Annotated in this window: 14 protein-coding genes; 7 read left to right on the forward strand and 7 right to left on the reverse strand. The window is 71.9% G+C overall.

Annotation, left to right across the window (positions count from 1 at the left end):
- Positions 1-5: 5 nt before the first annotated feature.
- Both DT019_RS31185 and DT019_RS31190 read right to left on the reverse strand, forming a co-directional pair.
- Entirely contained in the window at positions 6-248 is a 243-nt protein-coding gene (locus DT019_RS31185; protein ID WP_114040323.1) for a DUF397 domain-containing protein, read from the reverse strand.
- Positions 245-1102, reverse strand: a complete 858-nt coding sequence (locus DT019_RS31190; RefSeq protein WP_114040324.1) for a helix-turn-helix transcriptional regulator — start codon at positions 1100-1102, stop codon at positions 245-247. The genes DT019_RS31185 and DT019_RS31190 overlap by 4 nt, the downstream gene beginning before the upstream one ends.
- Before the next feature lie 125 nt (positions 1103-1227).
- Between DT019_RS31190 and DT019_RS31195 the strand changes: the two genes are divergently transcribed.
- The gene (locus DT019_RS31195; RefSeq protein ID WP_114040325.1) at positions 1228-1665 is read left to right on the forward strand and encodes an ATP-binding protein; all 438 of its coding nucleotides are present in this window, start codon (positions 1228-1230) and stop codon (positions 1663-1665) included.
- 70 nt (positions 1666-1735) lie between these two features.
- Complete coding sequence (locus DT019_RS31200) at positions 1736-2785, forward strand: ALF repeat-containing protein (RefSeq protein ID WP_114040326.1); 1050 nt, start codon at positions 1736-1738, stop codon at positions 2783-2785.
- A gap of 294 nt (positions 2786-3079) precedes the next feature.
- On the opposite strand, the gene DT019_RS31205 is transcribed toward DT019_RS31200, so the two are convergent.
- Positions 3080-3619 carry a DUF4188 domain-containing protein gene (locus DT019_RS31205; RefSeq protein ID WP_114040327.1) on the reverse strand — a complete coding sequence of 180 codons (540 nt, stop codon included), beginning with the start codon at positions 3617-3619 and terminating at the stop codon, positions 3080-3082.
- 119 nt (positions 3620-3738) lie between these two features.
- Here DT019_RS31205 and DT019_RS31210 point away from each other — a divergent pair, with 119 nt between their 5' ends.
- A complete protein-coding gene (locus DT019_RS31210; RefSeq protein ID WP_114040328.1) occupies positions 3739-4380 on the forward strand; it encodes a MerR family transcriptional regulator in 642 nt (213 codons plus the stop codon).
- A gap of 46 nt (positions 4381-4426) precedes the next feature.
- Here DT019_RS31210 and DT019_RS31215 read toward each other — a convergent pair whose 3' ends face one another.
- Both DT019_RS31215 and DT019_RS31220 read right to left on the reverse strand, forming a co-directional pair.
- Positions 4427-5578 carry a lipase family protein gene (locus DT019_RS31215; protein ID WP_114040329.1) on the reverse strand — a complete coding sequence of 384 codons (1152 nt, stop codon included), beginning with the start codon at positions 5576-5578 and terminating at the stop codon, positions 4427-4429.
- A 145-nt stretch (positions 5579-5723) separates the two neighbouring features.
- Positions 5724-6731 carry an AraC family transcriptional regulator gene (locus DT019_RS31220; RefSeq protein ID WP_114040330.1) on the reverse strand — a complete coding sequence of 336 codons (1008 nt, stop codon included), beginning with the start codon at positions 6729-6731 and terminating at the stop codon, positions 5724-5726.
- 94 nt (positions 6732-6825) lie between these two features.
- Here DT019_RS31220 and DT019_RS31225 point away from each other — a divergent pair, with 94 nt between their 5' ends.
- Entirely contained in the window at positions 6826-8562 is a 1737-nt protein-coding gene (locus DT019_RS31225) for an AMP-dependent synthetase/ligase (protein WP_114040331.1), read from the forward strand.
- A gap of 297 nt (positions 8563-8859) precedes the next feature.
- Here the strand turns inward: DT019_RS31225 and DT019_RS31230 are convergent, their stop codons facing one another.
- Entirely contained in the window at positions 8860-9063 is a 204-nt protein-coding gene (locus DT019_RS31230) for a cold-shock protein (RefSeq protein ID WP_003967102.1), read from the reverse strand.
- A gap of 353 nt (positions 9064-9416) precedes the next feature.
- Between DT019_RS31230 and DT019_RS31235 the strand changes: the two genes are divergently transcribed.
- Positions 9417-10283: a menaquinone biosynthetic enzyme MqnA/MqnD family protein gene (locus DT019_RS31235; protein ID WP_114040332.1), complete on the forward strand. Its 867-nt coding sequence runs from the start codon at positions 9417-9419 to the stop codon at positions 10281-10283.
- Positions 10284-10314: 31 nt separating this feature from the next.
- Here the strand turns inward: DT019_RS31235 and DT019_RS31240 are convergent, their stop codons facing one another.
- Complete coding sequence (locus DT019_RS31240; RefSeq protein WP_114040333.1) at positions 10315-11361, reverse strand: alpha/beta hydrolase; 1047 nt, start codon at positions 11359-11361, stop codon at positions 10315-10317.
- A 246-nt stretch (positions 11362-11607) separates the two neighbouring features.
- On the opposite strand from DT019_RS31240, the gene DT019_RS31245 reads away from it, so the two are divergent.
- Together DT019_RS31245 and DT019_RS31250 are read left to right on the forward strand one after the other, a co-directional pair.
- Positions 11608-13341, forward strand: coding sequence for a serine/threonine-protein kinase (locus DT019_RS31245; protein ID WP_114040380.1), 1734 nt, complete (start codon positions 11608-11610; stop codon positions 13339-13341).
- Positions 13338-14054: a prepilin peptidase gene (locus DT019_RS31250; RefSeq protein WP_114040334.1), complete on the forward strand. Its 717-nt coding sequence runs from the start codon at positions 13338-13340 to the stop codon at positions 14052-14054. The genes DT019_RS31245 and DT019_RS31250 overlap by 4 nt, the downstream gene beginning before the upstream one ends.
- The last annotated feature ends 128 nt before the right edge of the window (positions 14055-14182 follow it).

Below are 14182 nucleotides of genomic sequence, written 5' to 3' on the forward strand. Positions count from 1 at the left end.
CGTCCCTACTGCGTGGCGTACGCGGTGAACGCCGCCCATGCCCGGGGGGCCACCGCGAGCTGGGGACCCTGGGGGTTCTTCGAGTCCCGGATGTGGATGGTGGTGGGGTGGGCGGCGATTTCTATGCACTCGCCGCCCTCGCCTCCGCTGTAGCTCGACTTCCGCCAGGCATAGGAGAGTTCAACGCGCTCACCGCCTCCGCCGCTGCTGTGGCTGGCCTTGAACCAGTGGAGTTGCTCGGTGTTCATCGTTCCCCCAGCGTCTTCTCGATCAGGGACAGCGACTCCCGTGGGGTGAGAGCCTGCGCCCGGATGATCCCATAGCGGTCGGTGATGTGCCGGACCTCCTTCGCTGTGGTGATCAGACGCGGGTAGCCCTGGATTTCGGTGTACGACACCTGGTGCCCGCTCCTGGTGGTGATGAGGGTGAACGCGCCGTCCATGTTCGGGTGTTCCTCATTGGCCGTGGGCAGCACCTGAATTTCCACGGTGCGTAGACCGCCCAGGCGCACGAGTTGCCTCAACTGTGCGTTGAGTACGTCTCGTCCACCCACCGGGCGCTGGAGGATGACCTCCTCCAGGACGAAGCTGTACGTCGCCGATGTCCAGCGCTCCAAGATCTGCTGACGTGCCAGGCGGTCGGCCACGCGCTTTTCGACGGTCGCCTCGTCCAGCAGGGGACGCCGATGCGTGAAGATGGCGCGCGCGTAGTCCTCGGTCTGGAGAAGGCCGTGCACGACCTGGTTGTTGTAGTTGTGAAACTCGATGGCCTCTGCCTCAAGCTGCGCATAGTCCCGGTACCACTCCGGATGCCGCGTCCGGGCCTTCGCCTGGGCCTTGCGCACGTCGTCCTTCGCCGCGCTCAACAGGCCGCCCGCGTTGAGGAGTTCGTCCGCCGCATCCAGGAATTCCGGCTGTGGGATGCGCACCCCTCTTTCCACGGCGGAGATCTGGGCCTCGCTGTACCCCACCAGCTTCCCGAATTCCCGCTGGGTGAGGCCCGCGCGTTCGCGCAGGACCCTGATCTGTTTGCCCAGGGCGCTGAACAGCTCCGAGGCGCCTTCCGCCTCGCCGGGCGACTCCGGGCGGCGTTCCTGTTCCACCTATGCCTCCGCGCATGCGGTTACGGTCGACAACCCCTACAGCGCGCACCTCGCACCCGTACAGCAAACCGGTGTTGCGCGGTTGCCCCTGTTCAGCGTACGCAGAACTCGTCACGCTCGGTGACATGAATCCCCAATCCGCCGTCACGGCAACCGAGTTCGTCCAGCGATTCAGCAGTACGCGGCGCGGCGCGCGGCTCGCTCGGTGGCTGGCGGTGCAGCAGTTGGACGCGTGGGGCATCCCGTACGGGAGTCCGCGTTCCGACGCCGCCGCGCTCGTCGTCGCCGAGTTCGCCGCCAATGCCGTGACCCACGGTCACGTAGCGGGGCGGGACTTCGAGGTGCGGCTCGCGCTCGGGGAGCTGCTGCGGATCGAGGTCAGTGACGCGCGGGGTGAGTCGGAGCCCGCCGCGGCGCCGGTGGCGGAGGACGCCGAATGCGGGCGCGGGTTGCTGCTCGTGGCCGCCGTCGCCGTGGCGTGGGGCGTCAAGGCGCGGCCGGGCGTCGGCAAGGTCGTCTGGGCGGAACTCCATCCGCATGACGAAGGAGTGGGGGCCATGTAAAGGAAAAGTCAAGGTCGACATACCATGCGGGTGACCAACTCTGACTTTCTTGGGTAATTGGGGGAATCACGTGAAGTTCACGCGCATGCCGGCGCTCGTCGCCTCCGCGGCCATCGGGTCGGCCGTTCTGCTCGCCTCTCCGGCGTACGCCGCCGACGTCAAGGCTCCCGCCGTTTCGGCGCCGGACGCCGGGGCGACGACCTCCGGCGATCAGGCGGCCGCGGACAAGGCGGAGATCCTGCGGCTGATGGCGGCCAAGGACGCGGGGGAGGGCATCAAGGAAGAGGGGGCCAAGGCCATCAGCGCCGGCCCGGCTGCGATGCGGAAGTTCCTTGAAGTGGACCAGTTCGCCGTACGCGACACCGACAACTCGGTCGCCGTATCCCGGATCATCGGCACGGCGGACAAGGTCGGCCGGGGTGTCCGCGAAGCGGGCATGAAGGCGCTCAAGGGCACCCCGCAGGATCGTGTGAAGTTCCTTGAGGTGGGCCAGTACGAGGCCCGCTTCCAGGACGACCGGGTGCGCGTGGCCCAGATCATCAACGCCGGTGGCCGTTCGGTGCAGGAAGCCGGTTCCAAGGCGCTGGACACGAACACCCGCGAGTCCATCAAGGAGTTCCTCGAGGTCGGCCAGTTCAAGGCGCGCATCATCGACAACCGCGTCCTCGTCAGCCAGCTCATCAACGCCGGTGGCCCGGCCGTGAAGGAGGCGGGGACCAAGGCCCTCCTCGGCACCCCCGAAGACGTCCAGGCCTTCCTCGACAAGGGGCAGTACGAGGCCCGTAAGAAGGACGAGGCCGACGCCGCTGCCGCGAAGGACAAGAACAAGGGGCAGGACAAGGGGAAGAAGGACGACGGCAAGAAGGGCGGCGACGGTACGCCCACGCCTGACGCCTCCAAGGCGGGTGACAAGGGTGCCGGTGCCTCGGCTGCCGACAAGGGCGGCACGTCGGTGACCGCGGCCACCAAGAACGACCCCGCGCCTGCCTCCGGCGGCACCTCCCTCGCCTCCACCGGCGCCGGTTCCACGCTGCCGTGGGCCGCGGGTGGCACCGCCGTCGCGCTCGCCGGGGGCGCGGGCATTCTGGTGGCCACGCGTCGTCGGCGTTCTGCGGAGTAGGTGTTCTGCGGAGTAGGTGTTCTGCCGGGGGCGCGGGGGCTTCGACTGCGGGCCGTCGGGGGGCCGTTTGCGCAGTTCCCCGCGCCCCCAAAGCCGGTTTCGTCCGCCCGCCGTGCGTGGTTGATCGCGCCGTTCCCCGCGCCCCTTCACCCGCCTTCGCCCGCGGACCGTGCCCGCTTGCTCGCGCCGTTCCCCGCGCCCCTAAAGCCCGTTTCGTCCGCCCGCCGTGCGTGGTTGATCGCGCCGTTCCCCGCGCCCCTGTAGGGCAGCCAGTACCCCTTGACCGGCTGCCTCTTAGGAGGCCGCCGGTTCGGAGGTTGCCGGCGCCGTCCCCTGGGGTGGCTTCCGGCGTCCCAGGCGCTCCGCCGCCGTGCGGCCGCGGGCCTCCAGGGGGACCACGCCCGTCGCCGCGGCGAGGCCGAACGGGGGCATGTCCGCGTAGATCGACTCGTACGAGCCCTGGGGCGCGATGTACGTCTCGTGCCACAGCCCCACGTGCCCGCGCAGCTTGCCCTTGCGCTCCTTGCGGTTCAGGATCGCCCACGCCCGGTGGTGGAACATCTCCGGCGAGTGCGCGTAGGCGTACAGCTTCTCCTTGGACTCCCAGTACTGGACCACGTAGTACGTGCGCGGCGACGCGGTCAGCAGGACGTGGCCGAGCAGCCCGCGGCTCTTGTCCTTGCCCAGTTCGCCGAGCATGCGGAACATGGCCAGGCCCACCGGGACCCACTGGTGCACCGCCCAGAAGTGGTTGACGCGCATCCCGATCAGCAGCACCACCACGTCGCCCTCGGCGGCGGCCGTCGTGCGGGTCGGGCTCTGCTTGGCGAACATCGTGCCTCCAGCGTTCCTCGTCGGACGGCTTCCCCGGAGGGCAACTCGCTTGTTGGATAACGGAGTTACCCAGGCTCTACATCTTGGATAATGGCGTTATCCGAGGAAGGGCGCAAGGGATGCGGCTGGCAGAGTTGAGCGAGCGGAGCGGGGTCTCCACCGCGATGATCAAGTACTACCTGCGGCAGGGGATGCTCGCGCCGGGGCGCAAGATCGGTGCGACCACGGCGGACTACGACGAGAGCCATCTGCGCCGCCTCCGCCTCGTGCGGGCCCTGATCGAGGTCGGGCGGCTTCCCGTGGCCACCGCCAAGGAGGTCATCGGGTTCGTCGACGACGACTCCCTCGACCGCACCATGCGGCTGGGCGCCGCCCTGTGGGCCCTGCCCCACGGGCCCGACCCGGACGACGGCGACGAGAGCGTGGCCGCCGCCCGTGCCGAGGTGGACCGGCTGCTGGAGATGCTGGGCTGGTCCACCGCGCAGGACATCGGCGAACTCTCCCCGGACCACCGGGCGTTGATCGTCGCCGTGGCGACGCTCATCCGGCTCGGCTACCCCTGGAACGCCGAGCTGATGGCCCCGTACGCCGAGCTCATGCACCGGGCGGCCGTCCGCGACCTGGACTTCGTGGAGACCCATCCCTCCGAGGAGGAGAAGGTGGAGACCGCCGTCGCCGCGACCCTCCTGTTCGAGCCCGTCCTGCGCGCCCTCCACCGCATCGCCCAGCAGGAGGAGTCGGCCCGCCGGTACGGGTTGTAGCCCGCCCCCGTCGTGATGGGGAGCGGGCTCAACTCATCTGTCGGGCCTAGCAGTTGGACTGGCTCGGCTTGCCCGCGAAACGGTCCGCCAGCCAGTTCGCGGCCGGTACCCCGCCCACCGTGACCCCGCCGATGTGGCCGAGCAGCGGCAGCGCGTGCCACTCCACGTCCGCGCCCCGGGCGCACCAGTCCGAACGGAGCTGTTGGCCCACCGCGTACGGGATCAGCTCGTCCACCGTGCCGTGGTAGAGGTAGACCGGCGCGTCCGGGCGGTGGGTGCCGAGCTTCGACTCGGCCAGTCTGGCCTGCCAGTCGGGCTGTTCGAGCGGGTTCTTCACGGTCATGTCGGTGATGTGCTTGAACGAGCCCACCGTGGTGTCGACGGCCACGCAGTTGTTCCTGAAGTAGTCGACCAGCGCCTTGCCCGCCGGGTTCAGGTACGAGTCGAGCTTCAGCTCGGGGAAGGCCGCGTTCTGCCCGGCCGCCGCCATGAAGATCAGGCCGGAGCCCAGCCCGCCGTCGTTGGAGGCCGCGACCTTCATGAGGTCGGCCGGCACGCCGCCGGTCGCGGTGCCCTTCACTTTCAGTTCGGGGGCGTAGGAGTCGTGCAGCTCGGCCGCCCAGCTGCTGGCCTGGCCGCCCTGCGAGTACCCCATGATCCCCACGGGTGAGTTGGCGTCGACGCCGGGGATGCCGAGGCGCTCGGCGGCGCGGGCCGCGTCCAGGACGGCGGTGCCCTCGGCGCGGCCGACCGTGTAGGTGTGGTCGCCGGGCGTGCCCAGGCCCTCGTAGTCGGTGACCGCGACCGCCCAGCCCTTCTGCACGACCTGGTTGATCAGGGTGGCCTCGACGGCCGTCCCGTACGGGAAGTTGGCGCTCGGCGCGCACGAGTCGGCGAGCCCGACCGTGCCGACCGCGTACGTGACGAGCGGGCGCGGGCCGGTGCGGCCGTCGTTGGGCACGATGACCGTCCCGGAGACGGTGTTCGGGCCGCCCTTGGCGGTGGTGGAACGGTAGGTGATGTGCCAGGCCTTGGTGTTGGTCCACTGGCCGGGCAGCGGATGGAACTCGGTGGGGGACTGGGTGACGATGTCACCCGGCGAGGCGGTCGCCGTGTCGTCGGCGAACGCGGTGGGGGTGGCTGCCGACAGGAGCAGCGCGGCGGTGAGGGCACCGGCCACTCTGGTACGGACGTGCATGCGGCTCTCCCAACGGTCCTATGGGGCGCGGGCAGTTGAGGAGAAGGTAGTGACTGACCGGTAGGTACGGAGCTGACCGATCCGCTCAGCTTCACTGACCCCGTCGACGGACGGATGCCTGCCGCTCGCCGACCCCCGGCTGCCCTCAGTGGCCCAGGCGGTACGCGCCCGGCGTCGTCCCCGTCCAGCGGCGGAACGCGCGGTGGAAGCTCGTGTCCTCCGAGAAGCCGAGACGTGCCGCGATCTCGGCGATCGGTTCGCGGCCCTCCGCCAGGCCCGCGATCGCGGCGTCGCGCCGTACCGCGTCCTTGAGCCGCTGGAACGAGGTGCCCTCCTGGGCGAGGCGGCGGCGCAGGGTCGCGGGGGACATGGCGAGGCGGGCGGCCGTCTCGTCGAGGGTGGGCAGCCGGGGCGAGGCGCGCAGGCCGGCCGCCAGCGCCCGGCCCACCTGCTCGCCCACCGTCGTCCCGTACGCGCGCCGGCTGAGGAGCTCGAAGGGGGAGCGGCGCAGCATCTGCCCGAGGGCGGCCTCGTCGCGCACGAGCGGCGCGGTCAGCCAGTGGGCGTCGAACACCGCCTCCGTACGGGAGTCCCCGAACCGGACCGGGCAGCCGAACAGCGACGCGTACTCGTCCTTGTGCGGGGGCGGCGGATAGCCGAAGGACGCGCGGGTGAGCGGGATGCGGCGGCCCACCAGCCAGCTGCACAGGCGGTGCCAGATGATCACGAGGCACTCGGTCAGGAAGCGGTCCTCGTCCTGGCCCGCCAGATCGCCGCGCACGGTGAACACCGCGGTGGGGCCGGTGACTTCGAGAGCGAGGTCGGGGCCGTGCGGGAACAGCCCGTAGAAGGCGGTGCCGCGCCGCATCGCGCCGCCGAGGTCGCGGCAGCCGAGCGCGGCGTGGCACATCATCGCGAAGGTGCCGGGGCGGCTGGGGGCGGCGCCCAGCCCCAGGAACTCGTCCCCGGTCGCCCGGTACAGGGCGCGGAAGAGCTGCGCGAACTGGGCCGGGGTGACGCGCGCCCGGTCGTCCCCGAGCAGCAGCGGGGGGATGCCGGACGCCTGGAGCAGCGGCACGGTGTCGATGCCGTGCCGCACGGCGCCGCGCAGCACGGCCCGCACATGGTGCACGGTGATCGTCGGCTTCGCCATGGTCAACGACGGTAGCGGGGTTGAGCGGTGCGGTCAGCCGGGGTGACGTTTCCCGTCATCCCGCCCGGCTCGATGTCGTACCTACCGTCGGGTCATGACCCCCCAGAGCCCGCACCAGCGCCCGCGCCCCGAGACGCTCGCCGTGTTCGCCGAATGGGCCGCCGGACGCCACCCGGACCAGCCGGCCCTCAGGTTCCGCGACGCGGACGGGGGCTGGGCGTCGGTCACCTACGCCGAACTGCGCGACACCGTGCGCCGCACCGCGCGCGGCCTGCTCTCGCTCGGCATCGGGAGGGGCGACCGGGTGGCGATCCTCGCGGAGACCCGGCCCGAGTGGACGTACGCGCATCTCGCCTGCCTGGCGGTGGGAGCGGTGGTGGTGCCGGTGTATCCGACGGCGGGTGACGAGGAGGCCACCTGGGTCCTCGCCGACTCCGCGGCGAAGGCGGTCGTCTGCGAGGGGCCTCGGGAGGCGGCCCGGGTGGAGGGGCTGCGCGGGAAGCTGCCCGCGCTCGCCCATGTCCTGCTGATGACCGGCGTCCCGGAGGGGAGCGCGGTGCCGCTCGCCTCGCTGTCGGCCGACGCCGTGCCGCTCGCCGACCTGGCGGCCCGGTCCGCCTCCGTGCGGCCGCAGGACGACGCCGAGCTCGTCTACACCTCCGGCACCACCGGGCCGCCCAAGGGCTGCCGCCTCACGCACGGAAACATGGGCGCCGTCCAGGACGCGACGCTGCACCTCATCGAGGGCGGGCCCGGCGACCGCACCTACCTCTATCTGCCGCTGGCGCACCTGCTCGCCCAGCTGATCCAGTTCTCCACGCTCCTGTACGGCGGCGAGCTCTGCTACTTCGGCGGCCGGATCGAGGACGTGGTCGGCGAACTCGCCGAGGCGCAGCCGACCCATCTGCCGTCCGTGCCACGGCTGTTCGAGAAGGTCTACTCGGTGGTGCGCTCGCTCGCCGAGGCGGAGGAGGGCGGCGGGGAGCGGTTCGACGCGGCGGTCGCGGTCGGCGTGCTCGCGGCGGACGGGATGCTTCCGCCCGAGCGGCGGGCCGCGTACGAGGCCGCGGACGAGTCGCTGTTCAGCCTGGTCAGAGCGGCCTTCGGCGGCCGCCTCCGCTGGGCCCTGACCGGCGGCGCCCCGATCGACACGGCGGTCCTGGACTTCCTGCGGGCCTGCGGGATCCAGGTCTTCGAGGGGTACGGGATGACCGAGTCCGCGGGCGTGATCTCGCTCAACCATCCGGGCGCGGTGCGCTACGGCACGGTGGGCCGGCCGGTCTCGGGGTGCGAGGTGAGGATCGCGCCCGACGGGGAGGTGCTGGCCCGGGGGCCGATGGTCTTCCCCGGCTACCACGCGAACGAACCGGGCACCGCGGACGCCCTGGACGCGGACGGCTGGCTGCACACGGGGGATCTGGGTGCGCTTGACGCGGACGGCTACCTGACGATCACCGGCCGCAAGAAGGACCTGATCATCACCTCCGCCGGGAAGAACCTGACCCCCTCGCACGTGGAACTGGCCGTCGAGCGGTCCCGGATCGTCTCGCACGCGGTGCTGGCGGGCGACCGGCGGCCGTACCCGGTCGCCCTGATCACGGTGGACGCGCAGGAGGCGGCGGGGCTGAGCGAGGCGGAGGTCCGCGCGCGGGTCCAGGAGGCGGTCTCGGCGGCCAACGCGCAGGTGTCCCGTCCCGCGCGGATCCGGGGGTTCGCGGTTCTGCCGCGGGAGTTTTCCGTGGAGCGGGGGGAGCTGACGCCGACGCTCAAGGTTCGGCGGGGGGTGGTGCTTGCGCGGTACGCGGCGGAGGTGGACCGCCTGTACGCCTGAGCCCCGCCGGGCGGGACGGCTCTGGGGGTGCCCAGGCCCCGAGGCGGCGGCGTTCTGGGCGGTGCCCAGGCCCGAGGGTGCAGCCGTTCTGGGCGGTGCCCAGACCCCCCGAGGGTGGGTGTTCGGCTGCGGATCGTGGGGCTTGTTCGCGCAGTTCCCCGCGCCCCTGGGGGTCTGGGCTTGGCCAGCGCTGCCCAGGAGGGGGCCTGGTTCTTTGGGGGAAAAGGCAGGAGCCCCGGTCCGGGCGGACGGGGCTCCTTGGGTACTGCTAAGTCAGCGATCGCCAACCCGGGCAAGTTAGGCCGGGGTGACGTTCTCCGCCTGCGGGCCCTTCGGGCCCTGGGTGACGTCGAAGTTCACGACCTGGTTCTCCTCCAGGGAGCGGAAACCAGACGCGTTGATCGCGGAGTAGTGGACGAAGACATCCGGGCCGCCGCCGTCCTGGGCGATGAAGCCGAAGCCCTTTTCAGCGTTGAACCACTTCACGGTTCCGGTAGCCATAAGCCCTCCTTGGGCCAAAGGGTTGCCCTGCTCCAGAACCTGCAAACAAGTCTGAAAACTACAAAAGCCTGCGGGTTACATGCTCCGCAGGCTCTGTACTGCAAGGGAAACCAAACTGCAACTTGCGCTGAGCGTAGCACGCAGCTCAGGTGCTGCGGTAGAGGGAAAGATCACTCCGCCCGGACGTTTGACCGGCGGCTGAGCAGGTGATCAAGAGCCCCCTCAAGGCACCCCGAGAGCCACTTTGGAAGGCACCCCGCGAGGCCCCTCGCGCGCCCCTCCGCCGACACCCCCGAACACCCCCGGCAGGGCCCGGCGCCGTCCACGGAATGGGACGGGTCTAGCCTCGCCATGTGGACAATTCAACCAGCCCCCAGCACCAAGGCGGCCGGCCGCGCGTCGGTCACATCCAGTTCCTCAACTGCCTGCCCCTGTACTGGGGCCTGGCCCGGACGGGAACGCTGCTCGACCTGGAGCTGACCAAGGACAGCCCGGAGAAGCTCAGCGAGCAGCTGGTGGGCGGCGACCTGGACATCGCACCGATCACCCTCGTGGAGTTCCTGCGCAACGCCGACGACCTGGTCGCCTTCCCCGACATCGCGGTGGGCTGCGACGGGCCCGTCATGTCCTGCGTGATCGTCTCCCAGCGTCCCCTGGAGGACCTGGACCGGGCCCGGGTCGCGCTCGGCTCCACCTCGCGGACCTCCGTACGCCTGGCGCAGCTGCTGCTCGCCGAGCGGTACCAGGTCGCCCCGGACTACTACACGTGCCCACCCGACCTCGGCCTGATGATGCGCGAGGCGGACGCCGCCGTGCTGATCGGGGACGCCGCGCTGCGGGCCTCGCTGCACGACGCGCCCCGGCTCGGGCTCCAGGTCCACGACCTGGGCGCGATGTGGAAGGAGTGGACGGGGCTCCCGTTCGTCTTCGCCGTGTGGGCCGCCCGCAAGGACTACCTGGCCCGCGAGCCCGAGCTCGTCCAGCAGGTGCACGAGGCGTTCCTCGCCTCGCGGGACCTGTCCCTGGAGGAGGTCGGCAAGGTGGCCGAGCAGGCCGCCCGCTGGGAGGTCTTCGACGCCGACCTCCTGGAGCGCTACTTCACGACGCTCGACTTCCGCTTCGGGGCCCAACAGCTCGAAGGAGTACGGGAGTTCGCCCGGCGGACCGGACCGACCACCGGGTTCCCGGCGGACGTGAACGTGGAGCTGCTCGCCCCGTAGGGCCCGCGGTTCGGTCCGTGGGGCCCGCGGTTCAGGAGGAGGGGACCGGGGCGAGCATCTGCTTGCTGATCCACTCCATGGTCCCCTCGCCCATGCCCTTCACATAGGTGTGGGCGTTGTGGGTGCCGCCCTCGATCATCTGGAGGCGGGTCTTGACCGGGCCCTTGCCGTACGTGTCGATGAACTTCCGCACGCTCGGCACGACGGTGCCCTCCTTGGTGCCCACCTGGAAGGCGAGGGCGACCTCGGGGCCCTTCTGGTCGATGAGGTCCTGGGCCAGCTTCTCCGGGTTGTTCGCCTGCTTCTCGGCCTCGTGGCCGGCCCACAGCGGGGAGTCCGGCACGATGTCCGGGCCCGAGGCGATCGCGGCCTTGAACAGGTCGGGCCGCTTGAGCACCGACTTCAGGCCGACGAAGCCGCCGGACGAGGAGCCCATGAAGGCCCAGCCGTCCCGGGACTTGAACGTACGGAAGTTGGCCCTCACCAGGTCCGGCACGTCCTCGGTCATCCAGGTGCCCATCTTGGGCTGGCCCGGGATGTCACTGCCGTCGTAGTAGTGCTTGGCGTCCGGGTTGAGGACCGGCATGACGACGATGAACGGCAGACTCTTGCCGGTCTTCGACCACTCGCTGATGCTGCTCTGGAGCTTGAGGTCGGTGCCCATCCAGTAGTTCTTGGGGTAACCGTTTCCTCCCGGTAGCGCGATGAGCACCGGGAAGCCGCTGTCCTTGTACTTCTCGTCGAAGTACTGCTGCGGCGCCCACACCCACACCTTGCCGGTGAACCCGGACTTGGCGCCCTTGAGCGTGGTCACGCCGATCTTGGTGCCGTCGCCGAGGCTGCTCTGCGTGGTGAACTCGGCCTTAGGGCCGGTGGGCAGCAGCGTCTGCGATGCCGCCCCGTTCTTCGCGGGGGCGTCGGCGCCCTTCTTCCCGCCCTGCGGCGAGGGGTTGGCCGGCGGGCTGCTCGGACCCGAGTCGAAGCTGACCGGCTTGCCCTCGTCGGAACAGCCGCTGACCAGCACGACCGCGCCTATGACGGCGGCTGCTATCAGAGCGGCGGGGCGGCGACGGTTCATTTCGGGGCTCCGTGATTCTGGGGTCCGGCGGCGGGCTCGGGGCGGGTCCCGCGGGGCGCCTCGGGCGGTGATTCGGGTGATTACGCACGAACTACGCCAGTCAAGAGGGCGGAACCCGCCATTCGGTTCGCTCGTACAGGCATCGGTTCAGTCTCGGTTGAGGGTGATCCCGCGCACGTCCGGCTCTACGCTGCTGTCGGACCGGCATGACCAGGTGGGCGTTGGGGGAGCACCGCGATGCAGTCGTTGCAGCCGTTGGAAGCGGGCGAACCACAGACGATCGGTGCCTACCGGCTGCTCGGCCGACTCGGGGCGGGCGGCATGGGCCGGGTCTACCTGGGCCGCAGTGCGGGCGGCCGCACGGTCGCCGTCAAGGTGGTGCACCCACACTTCGCCCTCGACGAACAGTTCCGGGCGCGCTTTCGGCACGAGGTCGAGGCGGCCCGGCGGGTGGGCGGCGACTGGACCGCGCCGGTGCTCGACGCGGACCCGGAGGCGCCGGTTCCGTGGGTGGCGACGGGCTATGTCGCGGGGCCCTCGCTGACCCAGGCGGTCGGCGACCGCGGCCCGCTTCCCGAGCACTCGGTACGCGTGCTGGGCGCCGGCCTCGCCGAGGCGCTGGCCGCCGTGCACGCGCTGGGCCTGGTCCACCGCGACGTCAAGCCGTCGAACGTGCTGCTCACCCTCGACGGCCCCCGCCTCATCGACTTCGGCATCGCGCGCGCCACCGACGGCACCGCCTCGCTCACCGCGACCGGCGTCTCCATCGGCTCGCCCGGCTACATGTCGCCCGAGCAGATCCTCGGCCGGGGCGTTACCGGCGCCGCCGACGTGTTCTCGCTCGGCGCGGTCCTCGCCTACGCGGCGACCGGCGAGCCGCCCTTCCCCGGCGACTCGTCGGCCGCCCTCCTCTACAAGGTGGTGCACGAGACGCCCGAGCTGGGCGCGGCCCTCACCGGCGAGCTGCGCGAGGCGGTCGCGGACTGCCTGGCCAAGGACCCGGCGGACCGTCCGGCCCCCGCCTCCCTCGCGGCCCGGCTCGCCCCGGCCGGGGCGGCGGCGCTGGTGCGCGGCGGCTGGCTGCCCGGCCCGCTCGTGGAGGAGGTCAGCCGGTCCGCCGTGCGCCTGCTCGACCTGGAGCCCGAGCAGGCGGTGAGCGGCTCGGGACCGATCCCGTTCAGCAGCCCGGCCATCGGCGGGAGCCGGGCGCAGGACACGGGCCCCGCGGCGGGTGCGTTCGGCCCGCCGGACGCCTCGTACGGCAGGGACCTCCCCGGTCCCCGCACGCCCCCGCCGCCCACCGCCCCGCCGCACCCCGCCGACCGGGGCCCGCGCGTCGCCCTCTCCGTCTCGACCGCCGCCGAACCGGGCGAACGCGGCCGCGGCCGCAGGGTCAGCTGCACGGTGGCCCTCGCCGTGGCGGGCGCGCTCGCCGCCGTCACGGTGGGCGCGGCGTTCCTCTTCGACCTGCTGCCGGGCGGCGGCGCGAACCACACCGGCGCCAGGCCGCCCGCCGCCAGTTCGTCGACGGGCTCGGGCCAGTCGTCCGACCCGGGCGCGGGCGAGCCGACCGGGGACGGGACGCCGTCGCCCTCCGGGTCCCAACTGGCAGCTCTTCCACAGGAGTTCGTCGGCACCTGGCAGGGGCCGACCACGGAACGGAGCACCGGGCAGCCGCACGGCACGATCGCCGCGGCCTTCACGGCGGGCAGGACGGGCAGCGACGTGGTCCGTACGACCTCGACGATCGACCTGCTCGGCACGAAGGTGGAGTGCCACGGCGTGGGCAAGCTGCTCTCGGCCACCGCGAGCGAGGTGCGCATCGAGGAGCGCACCGACCCGGCGAACCCCGGCACCGCGGGCCTGTGCACCTCCGGCACCGCCGAACTCGTCTTCACCCTGAGCGCCGACGGCAAGGTCACGTACCAGTCCGAGGAGGCGGCCGCCGGAAAGCCGTCCGGCATTCTGACGAAGCAGTGACCGCGCTCCTCGTGGCCGGGGCCGCGCTCTGGGGAGCGGCCGCCGGGTCCCTGCTGCCCCGCCCGGCCCACCGCCTCGGCGTCGAGCCGGACCAGCCGTGGCGCTCCGCCGACCCCGAGGGGCGGCCCTTCACCGGGCCCGCCCGGGGCTGGCTCGGTGCCGCGCGTGGGCACGGGCCCGCCACGCCCCAAGTCGCGCTCCTGACCGGGCTGGTCTGCGCGGCGCTCGCCGCCACCACCGGCGCCCGCCCGGAGCTCGTGGTCTGGCTGCTGCTCGCGCCGGTGGCCGTGCTGCTCGGGCTCGTCGACCGGCGGGTGCACCGGCTGCCCGACGTGCTCACACTGCCGCTCGCCGCGGCGGCCACGGTGCTGCTCGGCCTCGCCGCGCTCGTACCCGGGCACGCGGGTTCCTGGACCGGCGCGCTGATCGGCGAACTCGTCCTGGGCGGCGGCTACTTGGTCCTCGTCCTCATCAACCCGGCGGGCATGGGCCTCGGGGACGCCAAGCTCGCCCTCGGACTCGGCGCCGCTCTCGGCTGGTACGGCCCGCCGGTCCTCCTCGCGGGCGCCCTGCTCGGGCTCGGGCTCGGCGCGCTCTACGGGCTCGGGCTGCTCGTGCTGCGCAGGGCGGGCCGCGCCACCGCCATCCCGTACGGGCCCTTCCTGCTGGCCGGGGCGTTCGGCGGGCTGCTCATCGGCGGGCTCGGCGGCTGAAGCGCCCGGCGGCCCCCGCTCAGCGGGGCGGGGCCGCTGGCGTACGCTGGATCGGTCCGCCCACCCGTCTCCCACCACCACCCCGAACGAGGCGCTCCGCGCCGCACCCCAGACATCCAACCCCTCCG

Source organism: Streptomyces sp. SDr-06, assembly GCF_003324565.1.
Classification (GTDB): domain Bacteria; phylum Actinomycetota; class Actinomycetes; order Streptomycetales; family Streptomycetaceae; genus Streptomyces.

What these genes read in the sequence shown, in the direction of transcription:
- DT019_RS31185 (WP_114040323.1), bottom strand. Translation starts at nt 248, where the DNA reads ATGAACACCGAGCAACTCCACTGGTTCAAGGCCAGCCACAGCAGCGGC.
- DT019_RS31195 (WP_114040325.1), top strand. Translation starts at nt 1,228, where the DNA reads ATGAATCCCCAATCCGCCGTCACGGCAACCGAGTTCGTCCAGCGATTC.
- DT019_RS31205 (WP_114040327.1), bottom strand. Translation starts at nt 3,619, where the DNA reads ATGTTCGCCAAGCAGAGCCCGACCCGCACGACGGCCGCCGCCGAGGGC.
- DT019_RS31210 (WP_114040328.1), top strand. Translation starts at nt 3,739, where the DNA reads ATGCGGCTGGCAGAGTTGAGCGAGCGGAGCGGGGTCTCCACCGCGATG.
- DT019_RS31215 (WP_114040329.1), bottom strand. Translation starts at nt 5,578, where the DNA reads ATGCACGTCCGTACCAGAGTGGCCGGTGCCCTCACCGCCGCGCTGCTC.
- DT019_RS31220 (WP_114040330.1), bottom strand. Translation starts at nt 6,731, where the DNA reads ATGGCGAAGCCGACGATCACCGTGCACCATGTGCGGGCCGTGCTGCGC.
- DT019_RS31225 (WP_114040331.1), top strand. Translation starts at nt 6,826, where the DNA reads ATGACCCCCCAGAGCCCGCACCAGCGCCCGCGCCCCGAGACGCTCGCC.
- DT019_RS31230 (WP_003967102.1), bottom strand. Translation starts at nt 9,063, where the DNA reads ATGGCTACCGGAACCGTGAAGTGGTTCAACGCTGAAAAGGGCTTCGGC.
- DT019_RS31240 (WP_114040333.1), bottom strand. Translation starts at nt 11,361, where the DNA reads ATGAACCGTCGCCGCCCCGCCGCTCTGATAGCAGCCGCCGTCATAGGC.